This is a genomic window from Methylorubrum sp. POS3 (assembly GCF_043352485.1).
Lineage (GTDB): Bacteria > Pseudomonadota > Alphaproteobacteria > Rhizobiales > Beijerinckiaceae > Methylobacterium > Methylobacterium suomiense.
In genome coordinates this window covers 740,984-757,960 of the sequence record NZ_JAPRBT010000001.1, presented here as the reverse complement: position 1 = coordinate 757,960, position 16,977 = coordinate 740,984, and the positions used below count along the sequence as shown (strand labels likewise).

Genomic DNA, 16,977 nt, shown 5'->3' with positions numbered 1-16,977 from the left:
AACATCACATTGCCTCGTCCGGCAGCCGCACCAGGAACGTCGCCCCCTGGCCTGGCCCGTCCGAGAACGCCTCGGCTCGGCCCCCATGCAGTTCGGCGATGCGCTTGACGATGGAAAGGCCCAGGCCGGTCGAGCCCTCGCCGCCGGTGGGCTTCGCGGACAGGCGCTGGAAGCGGCCGAACAGGCGGGCAGCGTCCTCCGGGGACAGGCCGGGCCCCTCGTCCGTGACGGCGCAGACGGTCGCCCCGGTCTCCTGGCGCACCGCGACCGCGATGGCGCCGCCGGGATGCGAATACTTGATCGCGTTGGACACGAGATTGTCGACGGCCTCCCGCAGGCGCTCGGCATCGCCGCACACGAATAATTCGGCCGGCAACGCGGTGGTCAGGCGCTGCCCCTTGGCTTCGGCCAGCGGGCGGTTGGCCTCGCAGACCTCCCGCGCCAGGCCGGCGAGGTCCACGGGCTCACGCCGCAGAGTGATGTCGAGGGCATCGTTCATCGCGTCCGCCATCAAGCTGTCGATCATGTCGATCAGCCGGGTCGCGGAGGCGCGCACATGCTCGACCTGGGTCGCCATCGCGGCCCGCGCCGGGGGCGGAGCCGGCTGGCCCGCTTCGGGCTCCATCCCGATCAGGTCGGTCAGCATCTCGGACCGTCCCAGGATCACCGCGAGCGGGTTCTTCAGATCGTGGGCGATGGTGCCGAGAATCTCGGTCTTGAGATTGTTGGCGCGGCGCAGGTCCGAGCGTTGCAGGGCGAGGCGCCGGTTGGCCCGGATCAACTCCGCGGTCCGTTCCAGCACCCGCTGCTCCAGGGTGACGTTGGCCCGCTGCAGCCGCTCGTAGAGGATCACGTTGTCGAAGGCGATCGAGAGCCGGCCGGTCAGGAGCGTGATCAGGGCCCGGTCGGTGTCGGAGAGCGGGCGATCGGTGTCGATCAGCGCCACGATCTCGCTGCCGCTCGCGGTATGGACATAGAGCGTCGACCAATGCTCGCCGAAGCTGTGACGGCGGGCGGCGAATGCCTCTTCGACCACCGGCCGGATATCGGGTGCGAGCGCGTCCGGCGTCCGCCCGACATAGCCGCCATAGAGGCCGGATCCGGCCAGCACACTGAAGCGGCTCGCGGAATGATCCGCCTCATTGCCCTCGCGCAGCACCAGGATACCCGCGCAATCGGCATTGAGCAGCGAGGCGACCTGGGTCAGCACGCCCTCGGCCAAGCGCTGCATCGATTTCTGATCGAGCAGCATCGGGGCGGCATCGATGATGATTTCGAGCCCGCGCCTCGTCTCGTCGAGGCGCTTCAGCTGCTGATAGGCCCGCAAGGCCGCCGTCAGACTGGTGAACAGCCGGTCGGCGGTCAGTTCGGTCTTCGCCTTGTAGTCGTTGATGTCGTAATCGACGATCACCCGTCGCTCCGGGGCCTGCCCCGGCTGCCCGGTGCGCAGGATGATGCGGGTCGTCTCCTCCCGTAATTCCCTGCGGATGTAGTCGACGAGCTTCAGCCCCGCATCGTCGGTCTCCATCACCACATCGAGCAGGACGATGGCGACGTCCCGCCGCTCGGCCAGCAGGAGGCGCGCCTCCGCGGCGGAATAGGCGGACAGGATCTCGAGCCCCCGCCCATCGAGTTCGTAGCCCGACAGCGCGTAGCGGGTGCCCTCGTGCACCGCCGGATCGTCGTCGACCAGAGCGATGGTCCATGCACCGACGCGGGGCCCGACGGCGGGCTCCTCGTCAGGCACGAGGTGGAGCAGATCGTCGTCCATCGTCGCTTTCAGCCTCGTGAGACCCCCGGACATCGGCCGTGTCTTGATCGATGCGCGTCTTCCATGCAGTTCGATACCGCATGCAGCGGGAGAGTTCGAACAGGCGAAGAAATCGTGGTGAAAGATAGGCCGTGTTGATCCGTTTCCTGTGTACGTAGCGTGCTCGATCACTGACGGCGGCTCCAGACGATGCATCGAAGAAATAACGATCTTCTGTGCAATGCGGAACCAAACAGGTCGCCATACGGTGATGGTTCGGGCATCGTCCGAAATGCAAATGGTCTATCCACACCGAGACCGAGCATGCGAAGCATTGCGAGCAGGGAAACCTTCAGCCCGATGACGCGCGACATCGCTTCACCATGCGGGATCGTGCCGCGATGACGGAATCATCCGGCTCCGGCCCTCATATCGTCGTCGTGGACGACGAGCCCGATGCCCGAGCGATGGTCGGCGATTATCTCCGCTTGCACGGCTTCGACGTGGCGCTCTGCGACGGTGGACAGGCGCTTCGGGCGCATCTCGCCGGACGCGCACCCGACCTGATCGTGCTCGACCTCAACATGCCGCAGGAAGACGGCCTGTCGATCGTCCGCGATCTGAAGGCGCGCAGCCGGATTCCGATCATCATGCTTACGGCGACCGCCAGTCCGATCGACCGGGTGGTCGGGCTCGAACTCGGTGCCGACGATTACCTGCCCAAGCCCTGCGAGCTGCGCGAACTGGTCGCCCGTGTGCGCTCGGTGCTGCGTCGGGCGCAGGGCGCGCCCGCCCCGGTGCAGGCCAAGCCCGAGACGCCGGACCTGCCCGCGCGCCGGATCCGGTTCGGGACGAAATGGCTCGAACTCGACGCCGTGCGCCTGCGCGACGACCAGGGCGTGGAGCAGCCGCTGACCCGCTCGGAATTCGAGCTGCTCAAAGCCTTTGCCGATCATCCCAAGCGGGCGCTCTCGCGCGAGCGCCTGCTCGACCTCGCCGATGCCCGCGACCCCGATGCCTTCGATCGGGCGATCGACGTGCGGATCAACCGTATCCGCAAGAAGGTCGAACCCGACCCGGCCCATCCGCGATTCATCCGCACGGTGCGCGGCCTGGGCTACGTCTTCCGCCCCGACGGGGACTGATCGCGTTCGGCCGCAGGGCGGATGACCGAATTGTTTCGTCGATTCCTGAGCCGACGTAACAGAAGCCCCGGATCCGGTGATCCTGTGACGGGCGACGCAAAACCCCGGACATGCGGTCTCCCTACAAGGCTCCTATCGACGACGGCGAAGCCGCGGGGGATGTCATGCAGGGATGGATTTCGATCGTGGCCGTGAGTGCGGTGCTCTCGGCCGGCCTCGTGGCCGGACGCGCGGCCGCGGATGCGACGGCGGCCCCGGCCGCGCCCCCCTCGACGGCGACCTGGAGCGACCCGCCGGCCCGGTCCGCCGTCACGGCGCCGGTCGCCGTCGAGCGTCGAACCGAGGCGCGCCCCGCACCGGCCTGCACGGCCCAGGCTTGGGCTCCGCTGGCGTCGGGCTGCGACGCCCGGGGCCGCCCGGTGCGCATCATCGCCCTGACCCAGCGCTGAGGAGGGGGCGATGCCGCATTTCTCGAAGGATCTCCTCGACGCCGCGCCCGAGAGCCTCGACTTCCTGCGCGAAGTTCTGCACGGCCCCGGCTCGGGCCAATCGACGAAGCGTGGGCGGAGCAGCCAACCAGCCGCGATGACGGTTACCAACGAGGAACGCCTCCTCGGACGTCGCATGGGCGATTCGGTCACCAAAACGAGCGGCAGCACGGTCGGTGGCAATCCCGGCCGCACGGCACCGGTCCGGCGGCGTCGACCCGCCTCCCTGATCGGGGCGTGAATCCGGGCGGACGCGTCCGTTGATGAAGGGCAGCCGGGACACGGTGCGTGAAAGCCTTGTCGCCCCGGGGAATTCCGGCGACGATCGGCCCCGTTGGCCACTTCTGCTCTCCGGAGCGCGGCGCGGGTTGAGGATGCGGGTCGGGCGAAAGATTGCCCTCGTCGGCGGCGTCCCGATCCTGGTGGCCGCGGCCATCGCGGCGGCGGGCTGGGTCTTGCTGGCCCAGGAGCAGCGCGCCCGCTCCGGCGCCCTGCTCGCTGCCCGCGTCTTTCACGATCTGACCGTCGCCCGGACCGAGCGCGAAGCCTATATCGCGGCGCATCCAGCCGAACGCGCGGCGCGCGAGGAGCGCTTCCTGACGCTCACCGGCGATGCTCGTCGCGGCCTCGATGCCCTGCAGATCGATGTCCGCACCAAGGGACAGGCCGAGCGCGTCGCCTCGGCGCTGCGGACGCTCGACCGTTCGATCGAGCGCATGCGTGCGCTGTCGGCGCTGACCCGCGAGAACGACGGACTCGTCGCCGAAATGAACCGGCGGGCGAGCCGGCTGATCGAACTGGCGGATCAGGCGCGCTTGCGCCAGCAGGGGTCGAACGCCGACATCGCCCGGACGCTGGCCCTGAAGGTGGAACGGCTCCGCACCACCCGCGACGTGGTGGCCCGCATCAACGCCTTATCGGCCGCTCTCGCCCGTCTCGATCTGGCCGAGGCGCGGCCCGCAGCGAGCGATTCGGCCAGCGCGCCCTCTCCTGACTCTGCGGGCCTGTCAGAGGCCGGCAACAACCTTGCCGCGTCCCTACGCGGCTCGGGCCGGGACAGGGAGGCTACGGAACTCGCCCCCCTGCTCGCCGCTCGCCGGACCGGACCGGATGAGAACGGGCGACTCGCCGAGGCACTCGAGTGGCTGCTCAAGCTCGTTTCCTCGGAGCAGCGCGCCCTGCACGACGAGGTGACGCAGCTTCTCGCCTACGCAATCACCGCCAACGAAACGCAGCAGGCGACCCAGAACATCAGCATCACGGCCCTCAAACTCGGACAGCGCACCGCCGACGCCCTGGCGCGCCGCGATCCTGTAGGAGCGAGCGCCATGCTGACGGAGGGTGAACAGCTCTCGGCCACCACGGCGGAGCTGCCGATCGCGCCGCTGATCCAGGGCGACATGATCGACGCCATCGACGGTTGGCGTCACCGCCTCGCCACGACCATCGAGGGCCTGAAGCGGCAGAACGCGATGATCGCCGAGATGGACACGCTCGCCGCCGCGATGGGCCAGAGCGCCAACGCCCTCAACGACGCCGCCTTGGAAGATGCCGATCGTTTCGGCGCGTTCCTTCGCCAGCTCCTTCTCGTCGGAGCGGCGGGCGGCCTGCTGCTCGGCGCCCTCGCGGCGCTCGCCGTCGCCCGCTCGATTCTGGTGCCGCTGCGCCAGCTTCAGGGCGACATGATCGCGCTCGCCGCCGACCCAAGAGCGACCGGCCTCTCGGGCACGCAACGGACGGACGAACTGGGCGACATTGCCCGGGCCACGAGCTTCTTCGTCACGGAGATCGGACGCCGCGAGCGCGCCCTGCGCCGGGCCAAGGATCAGGCCGATGCGGCGCTCCACGATCTGCGCCAAGCCCAGGACGACCTGATCCGCGCGGAAAAACTCGCTTCCCTGGGTCAGTTGGTGGCGGGCGTGGCCCACGAGATCAACACGCCGCTCGGCATCGCCCTGACCACCGCGACGCTGGTGCGCGACGAGACGCGAACCTTCCAATCGGTGGTGGCCTCGGGCCAGCTGTCACGGTCGCGCCTGAATCACTTCGTCGATCGCGTCGGCGAGGGCGCGCATCTGCTCGCGTCCAACCTGACCCGGGCGGCGGACCTCGTCCACGGCTTCAAGCAAGTCGCGGTCGATCGGGCGAGTGATGAGCGCCGCAGCTTCACGCTCGATGTGTGGCTCGACGAGCTCCTGACGAGCCTCCAGCCGATGCTGCGCAAGGGCGGGCACCGAATCCAACCGGATTGTCCTCCGGGGATCACCGTCGACACCTATCCGGGGGTGCTGGCGCAGGTCGTCACCAACCTGATCACCAACGCGGTGGTGCACGGCTTCGCCCAGCGGCCGCAGGGCAGCCACGGAACCATCGTGGTGAGGGTCCAATCCTCGGGTGCCTATGCACGAATCGAGGTCGCCGATGACGGTGCCGGCATCGCATCCGAGAATCTCGCCCGGATTTTCGATCCGTTCTTCACCACCGCCCGATCCCGCGGCAGCACCGGGCTCGGCATGCACATCGTCCACAACCTCGTCACGGTGAAACTCCAGGGGCGCATCGCCGTGGAGAGCGAACCCGGCATGGGCACCACCGTGCGGGTCGAGTTCCCCCGCGAACCTGCGGGCGGCGATCGGCCGATGGCGCGGGCGACGGCGGGAGCCGCCCAGTGAGACGTCCGGCCCCGCCCGCCGGTTTGGCAGCGCCGACGACGCGGCCGCCCGAGCGGCCTCGCGAACCGATGATTCGGAGATGGGCTTACAGCTCTTTCCGCGAAACGTCGGATCGCTATCGTGCGGCATTGCCCTCGGCGCCCCTCACCCATACCGTGGTCTAGGGGCGAGCCAGCGCAGCTTCATTGGCCTTTGGACCACCCCTGAGGCGCTCCCTGTTGAACGGGCCTCTTTCGCAGGGCGATCAATCGAACGCCAAAACAACCATAAGATGTATTGTTGAGCGCAACAGAACTCAAAAAAGAAAACAACAAATATTTTATCCACCGCCGAGATCGCATGGATGCCGCGCCCGCGCTATGGGTTGCGCGTGAGCCATTCACGCGCCAGATGACGAATCCCGTTCTCTCGCAGTCGCGAGATGTGGCCCGTGCGTTGCAGCAGGCCGAGCTGAACGGGTAACGGCCTTTGGACAAGTGATGCGGAACGTGCGTCGGAACCGGACGAGAGGTGAGTTGAGGCCATGACCGACGCGGCCCAACAAGAAGCGGATTTCCTGAACGAGCTGGGCCGGCGCGTGCGGCACGCCCGGACCGTTCGCGGACTCTCGCGCAAGCTGCTCTCGCAGGCATCCGGCCTGTCGGAGCGCTACATCGCCCAGCTCGAAGGTGGCCAGGGCAATGTGTCCATCATCCTGCTGCGCCGCGTGGCCAATGCCATGGGCATGCGCCTCGACGACCTGGTGGCCGCACAGGAAACCTCATCGGATTGGCGGGTCGTCCGCGATCTCGTCGAGCAGGCGAACCCCGAGCAGATCGCCCTCGCGAAATCGGCGCTGGCGGGATCGGCTACCGCCGAAAGTCGTGTGGTTCGTCGCCGCGTGGCGGTCGTGGGTCTGCGTGGCGCCGGCAAGTCGACGCTCGGGCGCATGGCGGCAGCCCATCTCGGCTGGCGATTCGTTGAGCTCAACACCGAGATCGAGCGCGAGAACGGCCTGTCCGTGGGCGAGATCTTCGCGATCTACGGGCAGGAAGGCTATCGCCGCCTGGAACAGAAGGCCCTGCGCCAACTCGCGGAACATCCGGGGCCGATGGTTCTCGCCACCGGCGGCTCCATCGTCGCCGAGCCGCTGACCTACGACCTGCTCCTGTCCTCGTTCTACACGATCTGGCTGCGGGCACGGCCGGAGGAGCACCTGCAGCGGGTGCGCGATCAGGGGCATGTCGAGGGCAAGGGCGATCCGACCTCGGTGCTGGAGGATCTGCGCGCCGTTCTGCTGAGCCGCGAGCCGCTCTACGCCCGCGCCTCGGCGGTGGTCGACACGTCCGACGTTCCGGTCGAGGTCATGGCCGAGCGGGTGATCGGCGTCATCGAAGATCGGTTCAACGGTACCGATAACGGCGGCAGGCGCCCGGCGGCCTGATCGCCCCGTTGATCTCACGTCGGAGGGACCGATCATCCCGGTCTCTTCGGTCCTGAAGCCAGTGACGATCGTCGGCGATTGACGCGCCATGGGTGCGCGGTCCCCACGCCGCCCCCTTGATGCGGGCGGGTTCGGACCCAAGCTGTACGGCCATGCCGCGCCGCGGTAGGGATGGTTCTCGCGCCGGCGCCGCTTGGACGAGATCGGTCGTTCCCGCGCAGGCCATCGAGCAGCCGAATTCATCTCGCCCTACGGACCACCGCGATGTGCGGTCGGGAGCGTTTCCGTCGAGGAGGAATGCATGTCCGCCAGTCCTTCGCTCAGCCCGATCGGGCGCGAGGCGATCGCCGGCATCGTCGATCCGCTTTGGACGCGGATACGGGGCGAGGCCGAGACGGTCTTGCGGGACGAGCCGCAGCTCGCCTCCTTCTTCGTGGCGACCATCCTCAACCATCCGACCCTCGAGGCGGCGGTGGGCCATCGCGTCGCGGCGCGCCTCGGTCATGCCTCGCTGCCCACCGACCTCGTGGCGCACGGCTTCTACGAGGCGGTGAACGACGATCCCACCATCGGCCAAAGCATGCGCGCCGACATCCTCGCCGTGATGGATCGCGACCCCGCGACCACGCGGGCAATCGAGCCGCTGCTCTATTTCAAGGGCTTCCACGCCCTGCAGGCGCATCGCCTCGCCCATTGGTACTGGCATCAGGGACGGCGCGATCTCGCCCTCTACCTCCAAAGCCGGTCGTCGGAGGTGTTCCAGACCGACATCCATCCCGCAGCCCGCATCGGGCGCGGCGTGTTCTTCGATCACGCCACGGGTGTCGTGGTGGGATCGACCGCCGTGATCGAGGACGATGTGTCGATCCTGCATGCCGTGACCCTCGGTGGCACCGGCAAGCATGGCGGCGACCGTCACCCGAAGATCCGCCGCGGAGTCATGATCGGCGCGGGCGCCAAAATCCTCGGCAATATCGAGGTGGGCGCCTGCGCGCGGGTCGCCGCCGGCTCGGTAGTCCTGCGCCCGGTGCCGCCCCACACCACCGTCGTCGGCGTCCCGGCCCGCGTGGTCGGCGCCGCCGGCTGTGCCGAGCCCGCCCGCTCCATGGATCAGCTCGTCGCGATGAGCGAATTCGTCGACATCGCCGGCGGGATCTGAACGGATCCTCGCCGGAGCTTCGGGCGCTTGCTTGGGCCTGCGTGGCATGGCAAGCCGCCCACGACCACCGAATAAACCGTTGTCGCCGACGTTTCCGAGGCCGTGAAGGTCTGGATGCGTGGCATCGCACCAAAAAGGAAACCCGCGTGAACAAGACTGAGGTCACCAAGCTGCAGGGCTATCTGCGCCGCAAGTTCGCCAACACCAATATCCGCGTGGTGGCGATGAAGACCGGCGATTCCGCCGAAGTGTTCATCGGTGACGAGTCGATCGGTGTGCTGGCCGACGACAAGGAAGACGGCGACGATTCCTTCACGTTCCGGATGGCGATCCTCGACATCGACCTGGAAGAAGACGCCTGACCTCGAACAACGCCGATCCTGCACCACGCTAGGATCGGTTCGATGGGCCGCCGAGGGCGGGGCCGGCGAGAGGGCTCCTCGCACCTACCGGCCTCGGCCCTTCACGGCCCGCGGCCCTGCCGCCGCGATCCCTGTGGGCGGCGTTAACGTTGAGGAAAGGTCTTCCTTAACAAGGCGTAAACGATCGGTCAGACTGCGCGTCTCATCCTGAAAAGGAGCGTCGCGTCATGGCCCTGAGCCCTTCCTCCCTCGAATCCCTTCAGGCGCTGATCATCGGTCTGGCACTGTCGGGCCTTCTGGCGAGCGCCTTCGAGTGCGCCACCAACCGCCGGGCGAGTTTCCGGCTGTTGGAGGCCGGCGGCGTTTCGACCCTCGCGGCCCTGCCGATGATCGCGTTCGTCGCGCCCTTCATCATCCTGCGCAACACCCTGCGCGGACGGAAACTGGAGCGACGGCCGATCCCCTTCGTGATGATCGCCACGATGATCGCCTGCGGCTGGGGCCTGCTCTCGGGCCACGTGGCCCTCGATGTGGCACACCGGATCGCGGGCATCTGAAACGGCGCCCGAGCGGGGCGGCGAGGCGCAGATCCCTCCGAACCGACGCGAACAGTGGCGACGACGGAATCGCGATCCTACTGGCGAACCCACATCACCCGCGCCATCCAGGCGATTTCGGCGAGCGGCACCGTGCGATCCTCGTGGTCCGGGTTCAGCGAGATGAGCTCGACGGTGCGGGCGGTACGGCGGCGAAGTTCCTTGGCGACGACTTCGCCGTTGGCGAGGCGCGCCACCACGCGGTCGCCCTTGCGGATGCTCGCGGTCGGCGACACGATCAGCACATCGCCGTCCCGGTAGAGTGGCTTCATCGAATCGCCCTGGACTTCCAGGGCGAAGGCTCGCTCCCCGTCGAGATCGGGAAACTCGATCTCATCCCAGCCGGGGCCGCCCGCCGGCATGCCCTCGTCGGTGAACAAGCGGCCGGCGCCGGCCTGCGTCAGTCCGATCAACGGCACCATCGTGCGCGCCGGCCCCTCGCGGGATTCGACCAGGCGCAGGAAGTCGTCGAGGCTGGCCCCCGTGGCGGCCAGAACTTTCGAGACCGATTCGGTGGAGGGCCAGCGCTTGCGCCCGTCCGGCCCGATCCGCTTGGAGCGGTTGAAGCTCGTGGCGTCGAGGCCCGCGCGGCGTGCGAGCCCCGAGGCGGAATAGCCGTAGCGCTCGGCCAGACGATCGATGGCAGCCCAGATCTGCTCGTGCGACAGCATGACGGCCTCGGCCCGGCGCGCCCGCCGATGGGACAAGCCGCCTAGTGCTAGGAAACTAGAACCAGCCCCAGGCGAATGCAAACGAGACGAATGCAAACATGGCGCCGAACGCCCGGCACTGTCGCATCGCCTGACCTTCGGCGGAAGATTGCCACCGAAGGGGGCGCCTTCCGCGCCGGAGCAGCTCCCCGCGGCGGCGGCCTCCGTGCGGCATCGGCCCCAAATCTGCGCCGGGTCGCTGGGTAAGCGATCGGTGCGAGCGAAGCCCCGCGGTTGCGGCAGACCGAGGCCAGCCCTATCGATCGCACGCGTCCGTCAGAGTTCGGCAGGAGCCGCATGCCCCTCGTCTACAAGATCTGTCCGCGCCCGCTCTGGCGGGAGGCGGAAGCCCAAGGTCGCTTCCTCGGCGCTCCGGTCGATCTCGCCGACGGATTCATCCACTTCTCGACGGCCGATCAGGTGGCCGAGACCGCCGCACGCCATTTCGCGGCCCAGGACGATCTGCTCCTGATCGCGGTCGAGGCCGACGATCTCGGCGAGGCCCTGCGCTTCGAGCCGTCCCGGGGCGGCGCCCTATTTCCGCATCTCTACGGCGCCCTGCCCCCGAACGCCGTGCGCTCGGTCGCCGAATTGCCTCTGGGCGCCGACGGGCGCCACGTCTTCCCGACGGGGATCGCTCGCGCATGATTGAGACCCTGATCCAGGCCGCCTTCCCCCTGGCGCGGCCGATCCTGCACGGGCTCAATGCCGAGACCGCCCACGATGTGACCTTGCGCGGCCTGAGCCTGCTGCCCCCACGCCGCCCGGAGCCGGACGATCCGGTCCTGGCGGTCGATCTGTTCGGGCAGCGTTTTCCCAACCCGGTCGGGCTCGCCGCGGGGTTCGACAAGGGCGCGCGGGTCGCGGACGCGATGCTCGGTCTCGGCTTCGGTTTCGTCGAGGTCGGCGGCGTGGTGCCTCGGCCGCAGCCCGGCAATCCGCGGCCGCGGGTGTTCCGGCTCACCCGCGACCGGGCGGTCATCAATCGCTTCGGCCTCAACAGCGAGGGTCTCGACCCCGTCGCCGACCGGCTGAAGGCCCGGAGCGGACGGCCCGGCATCGTCGGCGTCAATATCGGGGCCAACAAGGATTCGCAGGATCGGCTCGCCGATTACGTCGCCTGCACCGAACGGCTGGCCCCGCATGTCGCCTTCCTGACCGTCAACGTGTCCTCGCCCAACACGCCGGGCCTGCGCGATCTGCAGGGCGAGGCCTTCCTCGACGATCTGCTGGCACGCGTCGTCGCGGCCCGCGACGCGTCCGGCGCCCGGCCGGCGGTGCTGCTCAAGATCGCCCCCGACATCGCCCTCGACGGCCTCGATGCCATGACGGGCACGGCCCTGCGGCGCGGCATCGATGGCCTCGTCGTCTCGAACACGACGGTGGCGCGCCCCGTCACGCTCACCGAATCCGCGCTGGCGGCCGAAACCGGCGGCCTCTCGGGACGACCGCTCTTCGCCGCCTCGACGCGGCTCCTGGCCGAGACCTTCCTGCGGGTGGGGGATCGCATCCCGCTCATCGGGGTCGGCGGTATTGATTCGGCCGAGACCGCCTGGACCAAGATCCGCGCCGGCGCCCGACTGCTCCAGCTCTATTCCGCCCTCGTTTACGAGGGACCGGGGCTCGTCGGGACGATCAAGCGGGGGCTCATCGAGCGGGTTCGGGCCGAGGGCCTGACGAACCTTGCGCCCGTCGTCGGCCGCGATGCGGCGGTGATCGCGCGGGACCTCGGATCGCGGTGAGGAGGGCGGCGAGCGAGCCGATGCAACCGTCGCTTGGTGGTGCTTGCCCTGTGCCGAACGCGTCGCGCAATGCCGTTCCCCTCTACGAGGATCGCCGGCAATTTCCTGCATTGCAGCAAAGTGCCGAGTTTTCGGCCTTCTTCCGACGCCGCATACTCTTTAGCTATTCGAATTAGGAATATACCAGCCACGCAAGCCAGATGAGACCGCGTACAGGGAATGCCTCCCCCGGCATCCGACGCTCATCCCGTCGCAGTTGCGAGATGATAGCTTGAGGTTATCGACAACCGGAATCGCCCTGCCCCGTACGAGGAGGCGGCGGACCGGGATGGGCGATGCAACCTCCTGACACCGCGAAGACCGGGCTCTCGATGGACCGTTCGCAATCCCTCCCCAAGCGCTCCTCCGCCGCGGGCGGCTGGGGGGCGTTGAAGAGTTGCGGCAAGCACCTGCTCGGCAGCCGCGCCCCGTTCTCCAACGCCCGGGCGCTGCTGTCGGCCAACCAGCCCGACGGCTTCGACTGCCCCGGCTGCGCCTGGGGCGACCCGGCCCACGGCTCCTCGTTCGAGTTCTGCGAGAACGGCGTGAAAGCGGTCTCCTGGGAGGCCACCGACAAGCGCGCCGCGCCGCGCTTCTTCGCCAAGCACACGGTCACCGAATTGCGCGGCTGGACCGATTACGCCCTGGAGAGCGAGGGCCGTCTGACGCATCCGATGCGCTACGACGCGGGCACCGACACCTATCGCCCGGTGACGTGGGACGAGGCCTTCGCCGAGATCGGTACGGTCCTGCGCGGCCTCGACCATGCGGATCGCGCCGAATTCTACACTTCCGGCCGTGCCTCGAACGAGGCCGCCTATCTCTACCAGCTGTTCGCCCGGGCCTACGGCACCAACAATTTCCCCGATTGCTCGAACATGTGCCACGAGGCCAGCGGCATCGCGCTGATCCAGGCCATCGGCATCGGCAAGGGGACGGTGCTGCTGGAAGATTTCGAGAAGGCGGACGCGGTCTTCGTCGTCGGCCAGAACCCCGGCACCAACCATCCCCGCATGCTGGGCGACCTGCGTCGTGCCGCCGAGCGGGGCGCGCGCATCGTCGTGCTCAATCCCGTGCGGGAGCGCGGCCTGGAGCGCTTCGCCGATCCGCAGAACAGCGTGGAGATGCTGCGCGGGGCGAGCCATCCCATCGCCAGCCATTATCTCCAGCCGAAGCCCGGCGGCGACATGGCCGCCTTCCGCGGCATTGCCAAGGTCGTGTTCGCCCGCGACGCGGCAGCCCTCGCCGAGGGGCGTCCCTCGCTCCTCGACCACGCCTTCCTGACGACCCACACGCTGGCGCTCGAGGATTACCGTGCCGCCGTCGAGGCGACGGAATGGTCCGCGATCCTCGATCAATCGGGGCTGACGCGCGAGGAGATCGAGGCGGCCGCGGAGGTCTATCTCGGCGCCGACAAGGTCATCGCCACCTGGGCGATGGGGGTGACCCAGCACCGCCACTCGGTGGCGACGATCCGCGAGATCGCCAACGTGCTGTTCCTCCGTGGTCATATCGGGCGGCCGGGCGCCGGCCTGTGCCCGGTGCGCGGCCACTCGAACGTCCAGGGCGACCGCACCGTCGGCATCAACGAGAAGCCGCCCCTCGCCCTGCTCGAAGCGCTGGAGCGCGAGTTCGGCTTCAGCGCCCCGCGCAAGCACGGCCACAACGTCCTCGGCGCCATCGGCGCCATGCTCGACGGCACGTCGAAGGCCTTCATCGGCCTCGGCGGAAACTTCCTGCGGGCGACGCCGGACACGCCGCTGGTGGCGAAGGCGCTCGCCGGCTGCGAACTCACCGTCCACATCGCCACGAAGCTCAACCACTCCCATCTCGTGCCGGGGCGAGTCTCCTACGTGCTGCCCTGCCTCGGCCGCACCGAGGTCGACCGCAACAGCCGGGGCAAGGTCCAGATCGTGACCGTCGAAGATTCGATGAGCATGGTCCACGGCTCCGGCGGCATCAACAAGCCGGCCTCGGCGCATCTGCGCTCCGAGGTCGCCATCATCGCCGGCATGGCGGCGGCGACCGTCGGCTCGGAGCGGATCGACTGGGCCGGCCTCGCCGACGACCACGACCGCATTCGCGATCTGATCGAGCGCACGATTCCGGGCTTTTCCGGCTTCAACACCCGGGTGCGGCGCCCCCGCGGCTTCATGCTGCGCAATCTCGCCTCGGAACGCGTGTTCGACACGGCGACGGGACGGGCCAATTTCTCCAGCGGGCCACTGCCCGTGGCGACGGCACACCAGCGCGCGACGGCGCTCGGCGAGACCTTCGTGCTCCAGACCTTCCGCAGCCACGATCAGTACAACACCACCATCTACGGCCTCGACGACCGCTATCGCGGCGTCTACGGCGAGCGCCGCGTGGTCTTCGCCCATCCGGACGATCTTGCGGTTCTGAAGGCGCAGTTCGGCGAGTGGGTGGATCTCGTCGGCGTGGGCACCGAGGACGGGATCGAGCGGGTGGCGGAAGATTTCCGTCTCGTGCCGTTCGACATGCCGCGCGGTTCGCTGGCCGGCTACTACCCCGAACTCAACGTGCTGGTGCCGCTCTCGGCCTTCGGTGAATTCTCGGAAACGCCGACCTCGAAATCGGTTCTGGTTCAGGTGCGCGCCCGCGGAGCCGCAGCGAAGGCGGCATGAGCGAGCCGCCCGCCGATGCGGAAACCTTCCTGGCGACGACCGACACCATCGCGGCGTTGCGGCCCGAACTGAGCCTGCTGGAAGCCGGCATTCTCGCCGGTCTTCATCTCGGGCTCGCCTCCGACAGCCGCAGCTTCGCCCGCGTCTTCGGCATCGAGCATGCCCTGGTGCTGCGGGCAGTGGACAGCCTTTCGGGCGCAGCGCTCATCGGGGTGACCGCCCGGGATCCGCGCACGCAGCGCAGCCGCTACGTCGCGAGCGAGGCCGGGCTGGATGTGCTGGCAGCGCTCGCCGCCTAGCGCTTCGGCCCGAACGGTGGGTCACCGGCTTTCGAACAAAGCCGACGTGATACGAGAAGACGGAAGCTCGTCCGGGATCTGAAATCGCCGACGATCCTCCTTGGCCTCGTCCTGGGCGAACCTGCCCCATTGCGGGCCGTTCGGGCGGGCGCCACCCTGGTCGGGTGGAGGTACCGGATGTCATCCCGTGAAGCGCCCGACGATCCTGCGCGCGCGGAGGCGGGCCCGCCCAGCCTGTTGTCCCGGCGCTGGCGCGTCGGGCTGTTCACGGGGCTCTATCTCTATCAGGGATTGATCGCGGGCTTCGCGACCCTCGCGCTCGCCAACCACCTCGCCGCGACCGGGCACGATACGGGCGCGGTCGGCTCGCTCCTCGCCCTGATCGGCCTGCCCTGGGTGTTGCAGCCGCTCTTGTGGGGGCCGCTCCTCGACGGTGCGGCGCCTCATCCGATGGGCGCTCGCCGGGTCTGGCTCGTGCGCGCCTTGCTCGGGGGTCAGATCGCCCTGTGCCTCCTCCCGCTCCTCGGCCTCCGGCCGGAGCCGGTGACGATCGGGGCTGTCCTCCTACTGCACAGCCTCTGCGCCTCCCTCGCGGACACGGCGACGGATCGCATGATCGTGGCGAGCGTGCCGGAGGAGGAACTCGGCCGCGTCAGTGCCTGCACCCGCGCCGGATTCGTTACCGGCTCCGCGCTCGGCGCCGCGTCGTTCGGCTGGCTGATCCCGGCCATCGGACTTCCCGGCGCCGCATCGATGCTGCTTGCCGCAACCACCCTCCTCGCGATGGTCGCGCTCCTCGTGCGCGAGCGACCCACCGATGCGCTTCTGCGGATCGGGCCGCGTCCGCCATCGGTGTCGGATCTCGTCACCGCGGCGCCGGCGGCGCTCGCGTCCCATTGGAGCGGCGTCATGGGCGTCCTCGCCTCGTTCCGCCATCGGGACGCGGCCCTGCTGCTGGCGATGTGCTTCGGGATCGATTTCGCCCTGGCGCTGTTCCAAGTCCCCATCGCAGTGGCGATGGTGCGCGATCATGGCTGGGAGGCCGGGGCGCTGTCGCAGTTGCAGGCGCTGCTGGCCTTCCTCAGCGGCACCGTAGGCGCTGGGCTCGTCGGCTTCGCCGTCGACCGGATCGGACCGGCCCGTGCCCTGCGACGGCTCTGCCTCGCCTGCGCGGCCGCCTTCGCCCTCATCGCGCTGCTCATCCTCGGCGGATTGGACGCGCGGGGCGGCCCGGTGATTCTCGGCCTCGCGAATGTCGTCCCGGCCCTGCTCTACGTCGCGCTGCTGCCGGCTGTCGTGCTGGCGAGTCGCGCAGAGGGTGTGTCGGCCACGCAGTTCCAGATCTTCATGGCCGCGATGAATCTCGGGGACGTGGCCGGCGCATCGATGGCCGGCCTCGTCGAGCGCTGGGCGACCCCGACCGTCACCGCCTGCGGGGTTGCCCTGGTGTTCCTGATCGCCGCGGCCAGGGGCGGCCGGAGCCCCCGATGATCGGGTTTCAGTAGGCCTGCGCCTCCGCCTCCACCAAGATCTCCCGCTTGCCCGCGTGGTTGGCAGGGCCGACGAGACCTTCGGTCTCCATGCGCTCCATCAGCGAGGCGGCCCGGTTGTAGCCGATCTGCAGGCGCCGCTGGATGTAGGAGGTGGACGCCTTCTTGTCCCGCATGACGACGGCGACCGCCTGCTCGTAGAGATCGCCGCTCTCGCCACCGCCGAACTGGCCGGCATCGAAGACCGGGCCATCGCCGGCCGGAGCGCCGCCGGAGGGCAACTCGCCCTCCTCCGCCGTGACCGCCTCGAGATAGGCGGGCCGGCCCTGGCGCTTCAGATGCGCCACCACGCTCTCGACCTCGCTGTCCGAGCAGAACGGCCCGTGCACGCGGGTCGTGCGCCCACCGCCGGCCATGAACAGCATGTCGCCCTGGCCCAGCAGCTGCTCCGCGCCCA

At 68.8% G+C, this 16,977-nt stretch carries 16 protein-coding genes; 13 read left to right on the top strand and 3 right to left on the bottom strand.

From position 1 onward, the window contains the following. Positions 1-4 precede the first annotated feature (4 nt). Positions 5-1,771, bottom strand: a complete 1,767-nt coding sequence (locus OWC43_RS03615) for a DUF3369 domain-containing protein (protein ID WP_393955741.1) — start codon at positions 1,769-1,771, stop codon at positions 5-7. Positions 1,772-2,151: 380 nt separating this feature from the next. On the opposite strand from OWC43_RS03615, the gene OWC43_RS03610 reads away from it, so the two are divergent. From OWC43_RS03610 to OWC43_RS03575, 8 genes are all read left to right on the top strand, one after another. Then, complete coding sequence (locus tag OWC43_RS03610; RefSeq protein ID WP_393955740.1) at positions 2,152-2,895, top strand: response regulator; 744 nt, start codon at positions 2,152-2,154, stop codon at positions 2,893-2,895. 164 nt (positions 2,896-3,059) lie between these two features. Continuing rightward, a complete protein-coding gene (locus OWC43_RS03605) occupies positions 3,060-3,344 on the top strand; it encodes a hypothetical protein (RefSeq protein WP_393955739.1) in 285 nt (94 codons plus the stop codon). 10 nt (positions 3,345-3,354) lie between these two features. Beyond that, positions 3,355-3,624 carry a hypothetical protein gene (locus OWC43_RS03600; RefSeq protein ID WP_393955738.1) on the top strand — a complete coding sequence of 90 codons (270 nt, stop codon included), beginning with the start codon at positions 3,355-3,357 and terminating at the stop codon, positions 3,622-3,624. A gap of 133 nt (positions 3,625-3,757) precedes the next feature. Next, complete coding sequence (locus OWC43_RS03595) at positions 3,758-6,055, top strand: ATP-binding protein (RefSeq protein WP_393955737.1); 2,298 nt, start codon at positions 3,758-3,760, stop codon at positions 6,053-6,055. A 523-nt stretch (positions 6,056-6,578) separates the two neighbouring features. Beyond that, complete coding sequence (locus OWC43_RS03590; RefSeq protein ID WP_137828392.1) at positions 6,579-7,478, top strand: helix-turn-helix transcriptional regulator; 900 nt, start codon at positions 6,579-6,581, stop codon at positions 7,476-7,478. Between the two features lie 301 nt (positions 7,479-7,779). Further along, entirely contained in the window at positions 7,780-8,637 is an 858-nt protein-coding gene (gene cysE, locus OWC43_RS03585; protein ID WP_137828391.1) for a serine O-acetyltransferase, read from the top strand. A gap of 146 nt (positions 8,638-8,783) precedes the next feature. Then, positions 8,784-8,999 carry a DUF3126 family protein gene (locus tag OWC43_RS03580; RefSeq protein WP_137828390.1) on the top strand — a complete coding sequence of 72 codons (216 nt, stop codon included), beginning with the start codon at positions 8,784-8,786 and terminating at the stop codon, positions 8,997-8,999. A gap of 227 nt (positions 9,000-9,226) precedes the next feature. Further along, positions 9,227-9,556: a DUF6949 family protein gene (locus tag OWC43_RS03575; protein WP_137828389.1), complete on the top strand. Its 330-nt coding sequence runs from the start codon at positions 9,227-9,229 to the stop codon at positions 9,554-9,556. Between the two features lie 77 nt (positions 9,557-9,633). Here OWC43_RS03575 and OWC43_RS03570 read toward each other — a convergent pair whose 3' ends face one another. Continuing rightward, entirely contained in the window at positions 9,634-10,266 is a 633-nt protein-coding gene (locus OWC43_RS03570) for a helix-turn-helix transcriptional regulator (protein ID WP_393955736.1), read from the bottom strand. Between the two features lie 336 nt (positions 10,267-10,602). On the opposite strand from OWC43_RS03570, the gene OWC43_RS03565 reads away from it, so the two are divergent. From OWC43_RS03565 to OWC43_RS03545, 5 genes are all read left to right on the top strand, one after another. Next, on the top strand, positions 10,603-10,953 hold the full coding sequence (locus OWC43_RS03565; protein ID WP_393955735.1) for a DUF952 domain-containing protein: 351 nt from the start codon (positions 10,603-10,605) through the stop codon (positions 10,951-10,953). 8 nt (positions 10,954-10,961) lie between these two features. Continuing rightward, positions 10,962-12,047, top strand: a complete 1,086-nt coding sequence (locus tag OWC43_RS03560) for a quinone-dependent dihydroorotate dehydrogenase (protein ID WP_393958481.1) — start codon at positions 10,962-10,964, stop codon at positions 12,045-12,047. A gap of 371 nt (positions 12,048-12,418) precedes the next feature. Then, positions 12,419-14,731, top strand: coding sequence for an FdhF/YdeP family oxidoreductase (locus OWC43_RS03555; protein WP_393958480.1), 2,313 nt, complete (start codon positions 12,419-12,421; stop codon positions 14,729-14,731). Beyond that, the gene (locus tag OWC43_RS03550; protein WP_393955734.1) at positions 14,728-15,030 is read left to right on the top strand and encodes a hypothetical protein; all 303 of its coding nucleotides are present in this window, start codon (positions 14,728-14,730) and stop codon (positions 15,028-15,030) included. Before OWC43_RS03555 ends, OWC43_RS03550 begins: the two co-directional genes overlap by 4 nt. Positions 15,031-15,207: 177 nt before the next feature. Further along, complete coding sequence (locus OWC43_RS03545) at positions 15,208-16,521, top strand: MFS transporter (RefSeq protein ID WP_393955733.1); 1,314 nt, start codon at positions 15,208-15,210, stop codon at positions 16,519-16,521. A 7-nt stretch (positions 16,522-16,528) separates the two neighbouring features. Here OWC43_RS03545 and OWC43_RS03540 read toward each other — a convergent pair. After that, on the bottom strand, positions 16,529-16,977 hold a 449-nt coding region (locus tag OWC43_RS03540; RefSeq protein ID WP_393955732.1), incomplete at its 5' end, for a DNA translocase FtsK.